The organism is Bradyrhizobium sp. USDA 10063 (assembly GCF_054063735.1).
The window spans coordinates 6,023,178-6,038,112 of the sequence record NZ_JBSSGP010000002.1 but is presented as its reverse complement, the minus strand read 5'-3'; the positions used below and the strand labels follow the sequence as shown (position 1 = coordinate 6,038,112).

General features: G+C 64.4%; 13 protein-coding genes. 8 read left to right on the top strand and 5 right to left on the bottom strand.

Annotated features, from left to right (window positions below):
• Positions 1-18: 18 nt before the first annotated feature.
• Together ACVJGD_RS30680 and ACVJGD_RS30675 are read left to right on the top strand one after the other, a co-directional pair.
• Positions 19-1,113: a citrate synthase/methylcitrate synthase gene (locus ACVJGD_RS30680; RefSeq protein WP_456637726.1), complete on the top strand. Its 1,095-nt coding sequence runs from the start codon at positions 19-21 to the stop codon at positions 1,111-1,113.
• Between the two features lie 266 nt (positions 1,114-1,379).
• Positions 1,380-2,420 (top strand): transposase, encoded by a 1,041-nt coding sequence (locus ACVJGD_RS30675; protein ID WP_456637725.1) that lies wholly within the window; start codon positions 1,380-1,382, stop codon positions 2,418-2,420.
• A 200-nt stretch (positions 2,421-2,620) separates the two neighbouring features.
• Here the strand turns inward: ACVJGD_RS30675 and ACVJGD_RS30670 are convergent, their stop codons facing one another.
• Positions 2,621-3,271, bottom strand: coding sequence for a J domain-containing protein (locus ACVJGD_RS30670; RefSeq protein WP_456637724.1), 651 nt, complete (start codon positions 3,269-3,271; stop codon positions 2,621-2,623).
• 109 nt (positions 3,272-3,380) lie between these two features.
• On the opposite strand from ACVJGD_RS30670, the gene ACVJGD_RS30665 reads away from it, so the two are divergent.
• Both ACVJGD_RS30665 and ACVJGD_RS30660 read left to right on the top strand, forming a co-directional pair.
• Positions 3,381-3,656, top strand: a complete 276-nt coding sequence (locus ACVJGD_RS30665) for a BolA family protein (protein ID WP_456640424.1) — start codon at positions 3,381-3,383, stop codon at positions 3,654-3,656.
• A 178-nt stretch (positions 3,657-3,834) separates the two neighbouring features.
• Positions 3,835-4,281, top strand: a complete 447-nt coding sequence (locus tag ACVJGD_RS30660; protein WP_456637723.1) for a hypothetical protein — start codon at positions 3,835-3,837, stop codon at positions 4,279-4,281.
• A 56-nt stretch (positions 4,282-4,337) separates the two neighbouring features.
• Here ACVJGD_RS30660 and ACVJGD_RS30655 read toward each other — a convergent pair whose 3' ends face one another.
• The 3 genes from ACVJGD_RS30655 to ACVJGD_RS30645 are packed head-to-tail and all read right to left on the bottom strand — an operon-like array spanning position 4,338 to position 7,440.
• Entirely contained in the window at positions 4,338-5,645 is a 1,308-nt protein-coding gene (locus ACVJGD_RS30655) for an HlyC/CorC family transporter (protein ID WP_456637722.1), read from the bottom strand.
• A gap of 23 nt (positions 5,646-5,668) precedes the next feature.
• Positions 5,669-6,814 carry a 3-dehydroquinate synthase gene (gene aroB / locus ACVJGD_RS30650; protein ID WP_456637721.1) on the bottom strand — a complete coding sequence of 382 codons (1,146 nt, stop codon included), beginning with the start codon at positions 6,812-6,814 and terminating at the stop codon, positions 5,669-5,671.
• A complete protein-coding gene (locus tag ACVJGD_RS30645) occupies positions 6,811-7,440 on the bottom strand; it encodes a shikimate kinase (RefSeq protein ID WP_456637720.1) in 630 nt (209 codons plus the stop codon). Before ACVJGD_RS30645 ends, aroB begins: the two co-directional genes overlap by 4 nt.
• 140 nt (positions 7,441-7,580) lie before the next feature.
• Here ACVJGD_RS30645 and ACVJGD_RS30640 point away from each other — a divergent pair, with 140 nt between their 5' ends.
• The 4 genes from ACVJGD_RS30640 (at position 7,581) to ACVJGD_RS30625 (ending at position 11,589) form a co-directional block, all read left to right on the top strand.
• The gene (locus ACVJGD_RS30640; protein ID WP_043160555.1) at positions 7,581-7,727 is read left to right on the top strand and encodes a hypothetical protein; all 147 of its coding nucleotides are present in this window, start codon (positions 7,581-7,583) and stop codon (positions 7,725-7,727) included.
• A 16-nt stretch (positions 7,728-7,743) separates the two neighbouring features.
• A complete protein-coding gene (gene xerD, locus ACVJGD_RS30635) occupies positions 7,744-8,706 on the top strand; it encodes a site-specific tyrosine recombinase XerD (protein WP_456637719.1) in 963 nt (320 codons plus the stop codon).
• 186 nt (positions 8,707-8,892) lie between these two features.
• Positions 8,893-9,855 (top strand): acetyl-CoA carboxylase carboxyltransferase subunit alpha, encoded by a 963-nt coding sequence (locus tag ACVJGD_RS30630; RefSeq protein ID WP_456637718.1) that lies wholly within the window; start codon positions 8,893-8,895, stop codon positions 9,853-9,855.
• A 228-nt stretch (positions 9,856-10,083) separates the two neighbouring features.
• Positions 10,084-11,589: a L,D-transpeptidase family protein gene (locus ACVJGD_RS30625; protein WP_456637717.1), complete on the top strand. Its 1,506-nt coding sequence runs from the start codon at positions 10,084-10,086 to the stop codon at positions 11,587-11,589.
• A gap of 806 nt (positions 11,590-12,395) precedes the next feature.
• Here ACVJGD_RS30625 and ACVJGD_RS30620 read toward each other — a convergent pair.
• On the bottom strand, positions 12,396-14,828 hold the full coding sequence (locus tag ACVJGD_RS30620) for a hypothetical protein (RefSeq protein WP_456637716.1): 2,433 nt from the start codon (positions 14,826-14,828) through the stop codon (positions 12,396-12,398).
• Positions 14,829-14,935: the final 107 nt, after the last annotated feature.

The following is a 14,935-nucleotide window of genomic DNA, read 5'->3' as shown; positions in this document are numbered from 1 at the left end:
CACGAAAGGAGATCCGCCATGAATATGCAGATGACCAAGAGCCCGATCGGGCTGGACGGCATTCCCGCCGCCGAAACCGTGCTCAGCCATGTCGACGGCGAGCGCGGCGAACTCATCATTGCGGGTGAGCATGTCAGCGTGCTGGCGTCGACATCGAGCTTCGAGGGCGTCACGGCACGGCTGTGGAACGCCGCGACCGGAAGCGCGCTCAGCGAGGCCAATGTGCGCGCCAAGCTGGGTGCCGCGCGCGAGCGCGCCTTCGCGCGCTTGCCGGAATTGCTGCCGGCAACCCGCGGCATGTCGATCGTGGACGGCGTCCGCGCCGCGGTCGCCGGCCTCCGCGCCGAAAACGGGCTCGAGCACGAAGCGACGATCGTCGGCGCATTTCCGGTGATCGCGGGCGCGCTGGTGCAGCGGGCCAAGGGCAACGATCCGGTCGCACCCGATCCGAACGTCAGCCACACCGCGGATACGCTGACGATGCTGCTGGGCCGCAGGCCCGAACCGCGCGAGGTCGCGGCGCTGGATGCCTATCTCGTCACGGTCTGCGATCACGGCATGAACGCCTCCACCTTCACGACGCGCGTGGTGGCCTCGACGCAAGCCGACCTGTTCGCGGCCGTCACCGCCGGCTATTGCGCGCTGACCGGGCCGCTCCATGGCGGCGCGCCGGAGCCGGTGCTGGAGATGCTGGACGCGATCGGCACCCGCGAGCGCATCAAGCCCTGGGTCGATGCGGCGCTGGCGCGGGGCGAGCGGCTGATGGGATTTGGCCATCGTGTCTATCGCGTGCGCGATCCGCGCGCGGATGTGCTGAAGGATGCGATCGAGCGGTTAGCTGCCGAAGGCGCCGACCTGCCGTTCGCCGGCGAGGTCGAGGCCTACATCCGCCAGGCGTTGCGGCGGAAGAATCCGAACCGGCCGCTGGAAACGAATGTCGAGTTCTTCACCGCGATCCTGCTCGATGCGCTTTCGATCCCGCGGCAGGCATTCACGCCGATCTTCGCGGTGGCGCGTTCGGCGGGATGGACCGCGCATGCGCGCGAACAGCAGCGCACCGGCCGGCTGATCCGGCCAAGCTCGTCCTATGTCGGGCCGATGCCGAAAGTGTAGCCCAATTCGGCGCGTCGACGGTCTGACGGCAGACACAAACTCCGCCGTTGTCCCGGCCTTGAGCCGGGACCCATAGCCCCTGACCTGAATTGTAATGAAGACTGGGCCAACATTTTTCCATAACCACGGGATCCTGTGGTTATGGGTCCCGGTTCAAGCCCCATAGGCGCTAAAATAGGATTGCGATGAAGTTTCGTTTGTGATTCCAGCATGGAATGATGGACGAATCACTTTTGAACGGAGACTGGGAGACGGTTGTCTCGCAGTTGGGCGGGACAGCGAGGCTTAACGCCACGGCGCGCGAGACAAGGGCCTTTGTGCGTCCGCGCGAGATCAGCAATGCGGTGGATTTGCTGCGCCTGATCCTGGCTTATTGCCTTGGCGAGCGGGGGCTCCGGTTGACGGCGGCGTGGGCGACGTCGGTCGGCCTTGCCGATATATCCAATGTGGCTCTGTTGTATCGGCTGCGGCAATGCGGGGATTGGCTTGCGTTGCTGGTGGGACAGGCACTTGCCGGCGCCGCGCCGAAGGCAAGCCAAGGCCGGCTGATCCGCCTTGTCGATGCCACCACCGTGCCCAAGAAGGGAGGCGGTGCGAAGACGGGGGTGTGGCGCATCCACAGCGCATTCGATCTTCCGCGCGAGCGCTTCGGCCACTTCGAACTGACCGATCAGCAGGGCGGCGAGACGCTTGACCGTATCCCCGTGGTCGAAGGTGAGATCCGCATCGGCGATCGCGCGTATCTGCAACCGAACCGGATGGCGGTGCTGAAGGACGCTGGTGCGGACTTTGTGATCCGGGCAGGCTGGAAGGGTGCCCGTTGGCTGGATGCTGAAGGCCGTCCGATCGATCTGGTGGCTGAACTGCGAAGGGCATCCGGCGATCAAATCGACCGCCCGATCTGGATCAAGCTCAAGCGCCGCCCACCGCTTGCGGTTCGTCTGGTGGCCATCAAGAAGTCGCCTGAGGCAGCCGCTGCCGCACGGCGCAAGGCGCATCAAGCGGCACGACGCGGAGGTCACAAACTCTCCAAGCAAACGCTCGATGCAGCCGACTGGGTGATCCTGGTGACCTCGCTTCAGGCGGACGACTTTGCGACCGCCGATGTGCTGGCACTCTATCGGCTGCGATGGCGCATCGAACTCGGCTTCAAGCGGCTGAAGAGCCTGATCGGCCTGAAGGGACCGCCAGCAGCCAGCGAGCGGTCCGCCAGGCCGCATATCCTCGCCCATTTGCTGGCTATTCTTCTGCTCGAGCCGTTCGTCGACGAACTCGAGGACTCTCCCCGCTGGGCGAGCGCCGCCTGACCCGCCCAGGCGCCTGGCGATTGCTCCGACAACTCGTCGCCTCCCTGCTGCAGGCGATCATCCCCCAGCCTACCATCGCCCGCCTTCGCCAAACCGCACGCCTGCTCCGACGACATCTTCGCGAGCCGCCCAGACGCAAGCGACACTACCAACTTATGATCAACTAACTTAGCGCCTATGGGTTCAAGCCCGGGACGACGTCAAGCCTCGCGGACCACCGTCTTCAGATAGTTATACGCCTTGATGATCTCGATCAGGCGGTCCTCGGTGGAGCGGTCGCCGCCATTGGCGTCGGGGTGGTGCTGCTTCACCAGCGCCTTGTACTTCGCTTTGACGTCTTCCAGCGTCGCCTCGGCGGTGAGGCCCATGACCTGCAGCGCCTTGCGCTCGGCATTCATCACCGTACGCGTCTCGGTCTTGGCCTGCGCGCCCGGGCCGGGCCGCGAGCCGGCGCGGCCATTGAGTTCGGCGAACACATTGAAGGGATCGGCAGCGCCGCCGAGATCGTCCTCGACATTGCCCTTGCCGCGCTTGGCGCTGGTGTTGGCGCCCATCTTCCAGGTCGGGCGATGGCCGGTCAGCGCATCCTTCTGGTAGCGCGCCACCGCCTCGGCATTCATGCCCTGGAAGAAATTGTAGGACTGGTTGTACTCGCGAACATGGTCGAGGCAGAAATGCCAATACTCGCGCGAGTTCTCGCGGCCTTTCGGCGCGCGGTGCGAGCCCTTGTTCTGGCAGCCCGCCCATTCGCAGGTCATGGCTTCCTGGCCGGCCTGCGCCTGCCGCTTCGCGCTCACCTTGGTAGGTTTGATGCGAATGGAGTCGAAGAATTTTGATGAATCGATCGCCATGACTGACTTTGACTACGCAACGCAAAATGCTTCAAGTCTTGACATTGCGAATACCTCTTCTTCGGATGTGCCATTGACGAAATGCAGCCTTCGAACTATTGCCGCCGCCATGAGCACAAGGGACGCTATTATAAAGAAGTTGAATGAAGCTTTCATGCCCGAAAGCCTCAAGGTCCAGGATGAATCACATCTGCATGAGGGCCACGCCGGGCATCGGCCGGGCGGCGAGACGCATTTCCGCGTTTATATTGTATCTCAAGCGTTCGAAGGGAAGAGCCGGATCGAGCGCCACCGCATGATTAATGTGGCGCTGGCCCAGGAACTCGCGGATACCGTGCATGCACTCGCGATCCACGCGCAGGCTCCGGGGGAAAGACCGCGCTGAGGGGCGCTGCCTGAAAATTTAGCTGAAGAACACGGCCCCACGACCGTTTTGATCAACGTTGCGCAAGACGCCGCGGCCGTTTTCCGTTATCAGAGATAGCTGCCTGGGCGATGGACCAGTTCCATTGGAATTGGGCAGGCTCATTGCACCATCGCCTCCTGTTAGGAGGGGCTGTCAGATGGTTCACTGGGCGCATCTGCGATTAGCCACAGCCGTGATGGCAACGCTGGCGCCCTGGGCGCCCCTACCTGCCGCGGCACAGGGCGTACCGAGCCCGCTCGTCCAGGAAGTCCTGATAAAAAGCATTCTGGTGACGCTGAGCGATGCCGTCGCCGCCAATGACTTCACGGTCCTGCACGCCAAGATCTCAAAGCCGTTCGCCGACCAGTTTCCGCCGGAGAAGCTGCAGGCCGTCTTCAAGGACCTCGTCGACAAGCACGCGGTGTTCGACGCCGTGGTGGCAAAGCCTGTTGTCGCCGACGAGGAGGCAAAGATCGACGACAAGGGCGTGCTGCGCCTGAAGGGCCATTTCGAGACCGCGCCGAAGCAGGTGAAGTATCAGCTCGCCTTCATCCCCATCGACGGCACCTGGAAGCTTTCCGGCGTCACCATCGATATCGAGTAGGCGCCCGTTCACCTCTCCCGCTTGCGAGAGAAGGAGTGCAGCGTCCATCGCTCTGCCTAAAACGCCGTCCCGGCGCGCTTCGGCCTGGGCTCCTCCGCCTCGGCTCCGCGTGGCAGCGCGGTGATGCGCAGTGCCGTGATGCGGTTGCGCTCGCGGCGCAGGACACGGAAGCGGAAGCCGTGGAAGGTGAAGCTCTGGCCGCGTTCGGGGATCGAGCGCGCTTCATGGATCACGAGACCCGCCACGGTCGTGGCTTCCTCGTCCGGCAGGTGCCAGTCCATGGCACGGTTGAGATCGCGGATCGGCACCGAGCCGTCGACCACCACCGAACCGTCGGGCTGCGCGCGCACGCCCGCGACCACCACGTCGTGCTCGTCGGAGATGTCGCCGACGATCTCCTCGAGAATGTCTTCCAGCGTCACCATGCCTTCGACTTCGCCATATTCGTCAACGACGAGGGCGAAGTGCGTCTTGCGGCGGCGGAACGCCTTGAGCTGGTCTGAGACGGGCCGCATCTCCGGCACGAACCAGGGCGGCAGCGCGATGGTGGAGACATCGATACTCGACGTGTCGCCGTCGGCGGCGCGGATCGCGCGCAATAGATCCTTGGCGTGCAGCACCCCGATGATGTTCTCCGGCTTGTCGCGCCATAGCGGAATGCGGGTGTACTCGGTGGCGAGCACCTCGCGCACCAGTTCCTCCGGCGGCAGGTCGGCGTTGATCATGGTCATTTCGGTGCGATGGACCATCACGTCGGACACCTGCAATTCGCGCAGGTCCAACAGCCCGCCGAACATGTCGCGGTCCTGCTTCTCGACCTTGCCCTCGTGATGCAACAGGTCGACGGCACCGCGCAGTCGCTCGGTTGGCGACAGGATTGCCTGATGGGCGCCGACCCTGATGCCGAAGAGTTTCATCAGGGCGAGCACGATGAACTCGATCACCGTCAGGAACGGTCCGAGCAGATACACCGTGACCTTCATCGGCCGCGCCACCAGCAGCGATACCCGGTCGGGCGCGTTGATCGCGATGGTCTTCGGCAGCACCTCGGCGAAGATCACGACCATCACCGTCATCACGGCGGTCGCATAGAGCACGCCGACGTCGCCGAACCAGGCAGTGAGGATGCCGGTTGCGAGCGCCGAGGCGCCGATATTGGCGATGTTGTTGCCGAGCAGCAGCGCGCCAATCAGCCGCTCGCGCATGTTGAACAGACTGGAGACAACGCCGGCGTCGCGATTGCCCTGTTTGGATAGCCTCAGCATGCTGGCGCGCGAGGCGCCGGTCAGCGCGGTCTCGCTCGCCGCGAAAAAGGCGGAGACCAACAGGCAGACGATGACGATTGAGAACAAAGCCCAGGTCAAGCTACGTCACCCGAGGAGCGTTTTTAGTTTTCGGCCAGTTTTGCCTTCAGGAACTCGCGCACCGGCGCGGGCTCGACGTCGCGCGCGATCACCGCGCGGCCGACGGCTTCCAGCAGAATGAAAGTCAGCTTGCCGCGCTTGACCTTCTTATCCTGCGCCATCAGTGCCATCAGTGCGTCGGCATCGGCCAGTCCTTCCTGGGCGAAGCCGCCGATATCCTGCAGCCGGGTCGGCAACCCAACCGCGGCGAGGTGACGTTTCACGCGCGCCGCATCCGCTTGCGCGATCATCCCCAGCGAAGCGGAAAATTCCGCCGCCAGCGCCATGCCGATTGCGACGCCTTCGCCGTGGAACAACCGGTCCGAAAAACCGGTCGCAGCTTCCAGCGCGTGGCCGAACGTATGGCCGAGATTGAGCAGCGCGCGCTCGCCGGTCTCGCGCTCGTCGCGCGACACGATCGCAGCCTTGGCGCGGCATGAGGTTGCGATCGCGTGCTCGCGCGCCGCGCCGCCAGAGAAGATATCAGCGTGATTGGCTTCCAGCCAGGTGAAGAAGGCCTCGTCGCCGAGCACGCCATATTTGGCGACCTCCGCGTAGCCGGCGCGGAACTGGCGCGGCGACAGCGTGTCGAGCACGGCCGTGTCGGCGACGACCAGCACCGGCTGGTGGAAGGCGCCGATCAGGTTCTTGCCCTGCGGCGAGTTGATCCCGGTCTTGCCGCCGACTGAGGAATCGACCTGCGCCAGCAATGAGGTCGGAACCTGCACGAAATCGACGCCGCGGCGCAGGATCGAAGCCGCAAAGCCGGCGAGATCGCCGACCACGCCGCCGCCGAGCGCGATGACGAGATCGTTGCGCTCGATCCTGGCCGCGATCAGCGCTTCGCTCACCTCTGTCAGGCCGGCATAGCTCTTCGAGCCCTCGCCTTCCTCGACGATGATGCGCGAAGTGGGGATACCCGCCGCCGCAAGCGACGCCTCGGCCTGTTCCAGCCAATGCTTAGCCACCGTGCGGTCGGTGACGATGGCGGTGCGCGCACCCGGACGAAGCGCCGCGATGCGCGGCCCGAGCGACGGCAGCACCTCGCGCCCGATCACGATGTCATAGGCGCGCTCGCCGAGCGCGACATCGACGGTGATGGGGTCCGAGTGTTTCAATGGCGCAGTCATGATGGGACGCTAATTCCGTTCGTGGCCGGTTGTGCCGTGCCGCCGCCACAGAGATGGCTGCGCAGCGCCTCCAGGCATTCCTCGACGATCCGGTCATGCGGCACGTCGCGCGACGAGATCGTCAGGTCGGCGCTCTGGTAGACCGGCTCGCGCTCGCCGAGCAAACGGTTGACCGTGCCCTCGGGATCCGCGGTCTGCAGCAGCGGGCGGTCGGCGCGGCGCCGCACCCGGCGCATGATGACATCGGCTTCCGCACGGAGCCAGACCGAGATCGCCCTGGCACGGATGCAGTTGCGGGTTTCCTCGCGCATGAAGGCGCCGCCGCCGGTCGCGAGCACCGCGGGCCCGTGAGCAAGCAGGCGGGCGATCACCCGCGCCTCGCCATCCCTGAAATAGGCCTCGCCATGGGTCTCGAAAATCTCCGGGATCGACATGCCTGCCGCCGCCTCGATCTCGGTGTCGGCATCGGTGAAGGGCAGCCTGAGCCGCGCGGCCAGTCGCCGGCCTATGGTCGATTTGCCGGCGCCCATCATGCCTACCAGCACGATCGATCGCGACCCCAGCGCGGCCATAATGTCGGCCTCCAGGGACGGGAGCGCAGGTAGCGGTGCGGCGCTGTCTGGCATCTAAAGCTCGGGCTCGCGGCGAATTCGGGTCGTTCCGGTCACCTATACTACCCCCGCCGATACCGTTGCCAGAGTCTTGCAACGGCTGAGGGAACATGATGGATGATGGCGATGGTTAATTCGCCGCCCGAGCCTTCGATATGCCGAGCCTGTTCCGCTTCCTGACGGTCCTCGCCGTGATCGGCGGTATCGGCTACGGGATCATTTTCGCGCTGGCCAATTTCGTGACCCCGAAACCGCGGGAAATGACGGTGACGATCCCGCCGGATAAGTTCCTCAAGAAATAGCCGCTATGGTCAGGGGATGCGTTCCAAGGCACTTTCCAAGACCTCAGATGCCGGGCTGATCAGCCTGTTCCTCGACATGCTCGCGGCCGAACAGGGCGCGGGCGAGAACACGCTTGACGCCTACCGCCGCGACCTCACCGATCTCTCCGAATTCCTCACCCGTGCCGGCAAGGGCTTTGCCGACGCGGACACCCAGACGCTGCGCGACTACCTCGCCGACCTCGACACCCGCGGGTTCAAATCATCCAGCGTGGCGCGGCGGCTGTCGTCGATGCGGCACCTGTTTCGCTTCCTGCTCAACGAGCGGATCCGCGGCGACGATCCCGCCGCGATCCTCTCAGGGCCAAAGCGCGGCCGCGGCCTGCCCAAGGTGCTGTCGATCGCCGATGTCGACCGCATGCTGACGCGGGCAAAGGAACTCACGCAAGCCGACACCACGCCGGCGCAGCGGCTGCGCGCGCTGCGGCTGCATTGCCTCTTGGAGGTGCTGTACGCCACCGGTTTGCGTGTCTCCGAACTGGTCTCGCTGCCGCTGTCGGCGGCGCGGCGCGATGCGCGGATGATCGTGGTGCGCGGCAAGGGCAACAAGGAGCGGCTGGTGCCGCTGAACGAAGCCTCGCGGCAGGCGATGGCCGATTATCTCGCGGCGATGCAGGTCATGAAGCCGGAGAAGAAGGCGGCGCCGTCGAAATGGCTGTTTCCCTCCTTCGGCGAGAGCGGCCATTTGACCCGGCAGCACTTTGCCCGCGACCTGAAGGAATTGGCGGCCGCCTCCGGCCTGGCGCCGCGGCTGGTCTCCCCGCACGTGCTGCGGCATGCCTTTGCCAGCCATTTGCTGCACAATGGCGCAGACCTGCGCATCGTTCAGACGCTGCTCGGCCACACCGACATCTCGACCACCCAGATCTATACCCATGTGGTCGAGGAGCGGCTGAAGAGCCTGGTGCGCGACCTGCATCCGCTGGCGGAGAAGCCTTAGGCCCACCTTCGGATCTCGTCGATCCGCCTTGACTTCGGCGGCTTCTCACAGGAAAGAGCGTCACCGCTTGCGGTCAGCCCACGCGCCTCGGCTTAGGCTGCGTGTTAACTTGTTGAAGATACAAGATTTCTCTTCCAGACCCAGACCCGCTTCGCCGCCCGCCAGGTTCCTTCCTATATTGCCGTAATGCCGGATCAGATGCGCAGTTACCTCGACTTCGAAAAACCCGTCGCCGAGCTTGAATCCAAGATCGACGAATTGCGCACGCTGGCGGCGTCCGGCAGCGACATCGGCGACGAGATCGCGCGGATCGAGGAGAAGGCCGGCCAGGCGCTCACCGACCTCTACGCCAACCTGACGCCCTGGCAGAAGACGCTGGTGGCGCGGCACCCGCAACGGCCGCATTTCACCGATTTCGTCAGCGCGCTCATCACCGAATTCACGCCGCTGGCCGGCGACCGCAAATTCGCCGACGACGAAGCCCTGCTCGGCGGCTTCGGCCGCTTCCGCGGCGAGAGCATCTGCGTGATCGGCCAGGAAAAGGGTGCCTCCACCGAGGGGCGCATCAAGCACAATTTCGGCATGGCGCGCCCCGAAGGCTACCGCAAGGCGGTCCGGCTGATGGAGATGGCCGACCGTTTCGGCATCCCGGTACTCTCCCTCGTCGATTCGGCCGGCGCCTATCCCGGCATCGGCGCGGAGGAGCGCGGACAGGCCGAGGCGATCGCGCGCTCGACCGACGCCTGCCTGTCGCTGGGCGTGCCCAATGTCGCGATCATCACCGGCGAGGGCATGTCGGGCGGTGCGATCGCGATCACCACCGCCAACCGCGTCCTGATGATGGAGCACGCGATCTACAGCGTGATCTCGCCGGAGGCGGCATCCTCGATCCTGTGGCGGGACGGCACCAAGGCGCAGGAAGCCGCCAACAGCATGAAGATCACCGCGCAGGACATGCTGCGATTCGGCGTGATCGACCAGATCCTGAAGGAGCCGCCGGGCGGCGCCCACCGCGATCCCGCCGCCATGATCGCGTCCACCGGCGACGCCATCGCCCAGGCGTTCGACGACCTACGAAATCTTGATGCGGACGCGATCCGCAAGCAGCGGCGCCAGAAGTTTCTGGATATCGGCCGCAAGCTCGGCTAGCCGCCCCGAAAGCGCGGCATTTTGCTCCAGTTCGCCTAGTTTGGCCGCAATTCGGCCCCGAGGCCGGTCTTTAACCTCTGCTTGACCATGCCAGTCATGGTTCCGGCCGGCGTACTCCGTTCAGGTTGCGGGTCGGGAGTCCAAAGGTTAGTATTTTAACAATCGCTTCAAGGCATAAGGGTTGAATTGGGGTTTGCCCGAAATGCCTGGTGGGTGTGGAGCTTGGACTTGAATCACCGCACGCTGGTTCGCGCGCTTCTGGCTTCGGCTGCCCTTGCGGCCAGTGTATTGCTCGCCGGTTGCAATAGCGACGACATCTCACTCGCATCGAATGCCAAGGCCAACCAGCCGGTGCCGCCGAAGCTGGTCGCGGCAATCGCCGAAAAGGACATGGATCTGCAGTCGCCGATCCTGGTCCGTCTGTTCAAGCAGGAAGCCGAGCTCGAAGTCTGGAAGCAGGACCGCTCCGGCAAATTTGCCCTGCTGAAGACCTATCCGATCTGCCGCTGGTCGGGCGATCTGGGCCCGAAGATCCGCGAGGGCGACCGCCAGGCGCCGGAGGGCTTTTATACGATCTCGCCGGGCCAGATGAACCCGCAATCGGCCTACTATCTCTCCTTCAACACCGGCTACCCCAACGCCTTCGACAAGGCGCTCGGCCGCACCGGTTCGCAGCTCATGGTGCATGGCGACTGCTCCTCGCGCGGCTGCTACGCGATGACCGACGAGCAGATCGCCGAGATCTATTCGCTCGGCCGCGAATCCTTCTTCGGCGGCCAGAAGGCGTTCCAGTTGCAGGCCTATCCGTTCCGGATGACGCCGGTGAACATGGCCAAGCACCGCAACAACCCGAACATGCCTTTCTGGAAGATGATCAAGGAAGGCTATGATCATTTCGAGGTGACGAAGCAGGAGCCGAAGGTCGATTTCTGCGAGAAGAAATACGTCTTCGACGCCACCAAGCCGCCGGGCGCCACCCGCGATCCGGTGTTCGATGCGTCCGCCAAATGCCCGGCCTATGTGATCCCGGACGAGATCGCGAGTGCCGTGCGCGAGAAGCAGCAGGGAGAGGCGACTGAGGTCGCCAAGCTGATCTCCAAAGGCACGCCGGTGGCGCGGATGAACACCGGCATCGACGGCGGCATGAACAAGATCTTCGCGTCCAAGCTGCCGGAAGGCAGCACCGGCCTCTCCGAGGGTGGCGACAGCCAGAGCCTGCAATCGCTGTCGCTGGCGCGCGCGCCCGGCACGATCCCGTCCACCGTCAATCCGCCGAAGCCGAATCTGGCGCAGCCCGAGGAACCGGTGGTGGCGGTGTCGACGACCTCGTCGACGTCATCGACCCGGGTCGCTTCCGCCACGCCCGCGACCAAGTCGGACCAGCAGTCGGAGGGCTTCTTCTCCAGCCTCGCCCGCAAGGTCGGGATTGGCGCCACGGCCGACGCCAACGCCTCTGCGACCAGCGTGCCGCCGTCTGCACCAGCCGCGGCCGCGAAGCCCAAAGCTGCTGAGAGCAAGACTGCCGAGACCAAGCCGCCGTCGGTCGTTCGCGTCGCGCCGAAGCCCGAGACCAAGCTCGCCGCCGCCAAGCCGGCGCTCAAGCCGACCGTCACCGACGCGCCGGCCGCCTCGACCGCCGCAGCCGCGCCGGCAGCCAAGGATGCGCAGCTCGCCGGCTCACAGCCGATCGTGCACTCAAACTCCTTCGACAGCCGCTTCGGAGCGATGAAGTAACGCTCGCGGCGGACTCTCTCACGCCTCGCACCGGTGTCGTCCCGTCGAAAGACGGGACCCATAACCACAGGGAGGTGTTGTGGCGCGAGCAAGCGGTTGCAGCGGAGCACACCACAAGCGCTTGTGGTTGGGTCCCGGGTCCCGGCTACGCCAAGGGGCTTCGCCGCGGCGCGCAAGCCCGGGACGACCAGCGGTGAGTTCTGATTTGAATGTCAAACAGCGGAGGGAATGTGAGTTCGCATTCTCGCGGCGTTGTTCGCCCGAGGTTTGCGCTCGTCTCGCCCTCTCATTGAATAGAGGGCGCAGGGAAAGCCGGGTGCCGGTTGCACCCGTGGGCCCCGTGCAACAAAAAGCACGGGGGTAGGACCACAGGTCAACCGAAGCAACTCCGGCTTTCCCTGCGCAGTGGTTTACGGCTTACTTCGTGCTCTTCCCGGTGACCGGGCTTTCTTGCCACCGTCACCCCAGGGGATGTTTCCATCCCTCAGGGCTTAGCGCCAGCGTCGGGGCGCCAGAACCACACGACTTCGCCGTCCGCGATGCGCGTGCTCGTCAGTCACACCCATCTCGTCCACCGCATCCCACCGTAACGTTCGTGACGATCGCGAGCCGCCCCTCATTCGGGTGAGACGCGCGGAGTTAAATCACTGATTTGCCCGACGACGGAAGCGGAATGTTTTTTGCGCGAGGACTGGACTACCCAAATCACGTTGGAATCGTTGCAATAATTCGTCTCGTCGCGCAAATGGCGTTAGCCTCATATCGCGAGCCGCTTTGCGGAAAGCGCTGCCGTTGCATGCACCTTCTTACAGCACCGCTCCGTCCTGATGCACAAACTGGGGGCGCCGCAGCGACCTCGTCTCGGACCTCACCACCTGCTGCCGCAGGCGGGTGCCAACGATCACGGCGGCGCACAGGACATAGCAGCAAATGCCGAGTGTGAACGTCTTGGCGATGCCGAACTCGATCGACAGAGCCATGCCGAGAACCGAGGCCAGCATCGACGTGATCCCGTTGGTGCTCCAGAAGAACGGCAGCAGTCTGTCATGGCGACGCCAGATGCCGAGCCCAAGGGGGAACATCATGCCCATGCAGAATGCCGGGGGCGCCAGCAACAGCACGGATATCAGGATGCGTATTTCGGTCGGCTCGGACCGTGCCCAGGTGGTGACGAGTGGGGTCAGGAACCCCGCGGCTATAAGCGCGGTGAGAAGGACGATGACTCTGACGATGAGCGACGCCGATCCTGGCTGGCCGCGAACCGTGGTGCTGCCGATCCCGCTGAAGAGCAGGATGGTGAAGAGAACGACACTCAATCCATAGACCGGATGACCGAGGAACACCATCAGGCGCTGCATCTGTGAGATCTCGACCAGCATGAAGCCCATCCCGATCGCGGCGAAATAGGCCACGGGTGGCGCGAGCGCTGCCAGCGGCATTGTTCGCCTGAGACGGATAAAGGGGATCACGACGTAGTAGACGGCCGCCAACAGGGCGACGACGGTGAGCCACCGGGTCACGCTGATGGCGGTGTTGGTCCTCAGCGAAGTGGGCGAGAGACTGGTGAAGAGGTCTGCGAGGCGCGCGGTGTAGAAGAAGAACGGGTTGTCGTCAGTCGATGCGGCAATGTTTTCCGGGAGCGCATCCAGGAATGCCTGATCGGCGTGGCCTGACATCAAGGCCGACGTAACCGCATCGAAGGCAACATCGGGCCCCAGCAAGATCGTGAAGCCCTGCGCAGCAAGGCGATCGCGCGCGGCCTGCCATTGCGCGGCGGTGAACGCGTCGGGGCGCGTCATGACAGTCACGATATTGTGGACGTTCACCGCAATAACGTGCTGCGCCAATTCGCTCGCCGGCACGCCCTTGCGCTGCAGCGCGGCCGCCGCGATCGCCACGAGGCGATAGAACTCGCCGCGGTGCACGGCGGGATCGTACCAGCGCGAAACGGAGAGCATACCGCCCGCATTGAGCGCGCGATAGAAATCGTCCCACGCCTCCACCGTGTACAACCGATTTTCCGTGAGCGTCAGACCTCCGGCAGCCGTAGCCGCCCAGGTGTCGATCAGCGAAATCTGAATCAGATCGTAGCGGTCGGACGAATGATTGATGTAGCTCCGCGCTTCGGCATTGACCAGCGTGACGCCGGGTTGGCGGTCGAGATGGCCGGAGAAATCGGCGAACTTGTCAGTGAGCACCTCGAAGATCGCCGGATTGATCTCGATGCCGCGGACACGCTTGGCGCCGAAATAGACTGCAGAGAGGATGTCGCGCCCCCCGCCTACACCGACGACGGCGACGTCGGCCGGCTGCTGAACCAGATACGCGGCGTTGATCACGTCGTCTTTCAGATATGACACCGCACCGATATCGCCCGAATAGCGGGTGATAGGGGTCGCAGCATCCGCATCGATGTCGAGATAATGCTGACCGATCTTGACGTCAGGCGTGCGGACGAACCCCCAGCCGAACGGAGTCGTTTCTCCCATGTCGCGTACCCGGATCCGCGAATAGGTGTTCCAGCGCTCGAACAGCGTGCCGGTCTGCTGCGCGCCCTTGGCCCAGATCACTCCAAGATGGCCGCGGCCGCTCGCGGCAAGACCCGTATGCACGGTGGCGATGGCGGCCAGGGTCAACGCGGTGGTGCGGCTCAGGCGTAGGCTGCGCGCATCGTCACCATCACGGACCATCATCCAGCCCGCCGCCGCGGCCAGCGCGCCGATCCACACGGTGGCACTCACGGGATCGATGACGAGCAATATGAAGATGACACCGAGACATCCGACTGCAGCGCCGACGAGATCGGCCGCATACAACCACCCCACCCCATCGGGGAGGCGCGTCAGCAGCAGCGTGATGCAGACCCCGCCCTCGGTAAATGGGACCACGAAGGCCACGGCCACGATCGCCAGCGCCAGCAGCACGTGGTCTGAGGGGATCACGAGCGGTGCATACAGGAAGGCGACCATGACGCCGACGCTGGCAATGGCGAACCACGATGCGTGGCTGGCGAACTCGATGCCGACCCGCCCGGGCGCGTAACGTTCGCCGTCTCCGTAGACCATCATCGCACCGCGTGTCAGGCCGAGCATGGCGAGCGAAATCGCGGCGAATGCGAAGTGGTAGTACAGCATCACGCTGAAGAAGCGCGTGATCAGGATTTGATAGGACAGGGTTGCGAGGGCGAGGGCGAAGATCGCCAGATAATGACGACGCCGGACCTTCGTGGGAACCTGCAAGGCGCGCCTCCGATCGAGCTGGTTTGGACGCGCGTTAAACCGTTCGCGCACTGCGCGCCGGCCTTGTTAGCTGCAACTCCCTAACAATCGATTGAGCCGCTCGGCGA

Excerpts from the sequence above, each read along its gene's own strand:
- aroB (WP_456637721.1), bottom strand. The coding sequence starts at position 6,814 with ATGACTGCGCCATTGAAACACTCGGACCCCATCACCGTCGATGTCGCG.
- ACVJGD_RS30645 (WP_456637720.1), bottom strand. The coding sequence starts at position 7,440 with ATGCCAGACAGCGCCGCACCGCTACCTGCGCTCCCGTCCCTGGAGGCC.
- ACVJGD_RS30660 (WP_456637723.1), top strand. The coding sequence starts at position 3,835 with ATGGTTCACTGGGCGCATCTGCGATTAGCCACAGCCGTGATGGCAACG.
- ACVJGD_RS30670 (WP_456637724.1), bottom strand. The coding sequence starts at position 3,271 with ATGGCGATCGATTCATCAAAATTCTTCGACTCCATTCGCATCAAACCT.
- ACVJGD_RS30640 (WP_043160555.1), top strand. The coding sequence starts at position 7,581 with ATGCCGAGCCTGTTCCGCTTCCTGACGGTCCTCGCCGTGATCGGCGGT.
- xerD (WP_456637719.1), top strand. The coding sequence starts at position 7,744 with ATGCGTTCCAAGGCACTTTCCAAGACCTCAGATGCCGGGCTGATCAGC.
- ACVJGD_RS30680 (WP_456637726.1), top strand. The coding sequence starts at position 19 with ATGAATATGCAGATGACCAAGAGCCCGATCGGGCTGGACGGCATTCCC.
- ACVJGD_RS30665 (WP_456640424.1), top strand. The coding sequence starts at position 3,381 with ATGAGCACAAGGGACGCTATTATAAAGAAGTTGAATGAAGCTTTCATG.
- ACVJGD_RS30630 (WP_456637718.1), top strand. The coding sequence starts at position 8,893 with ATGCCGGATCAGATGCGCAGTTACCTCGACTTCGAAAAACCCGTCGCC.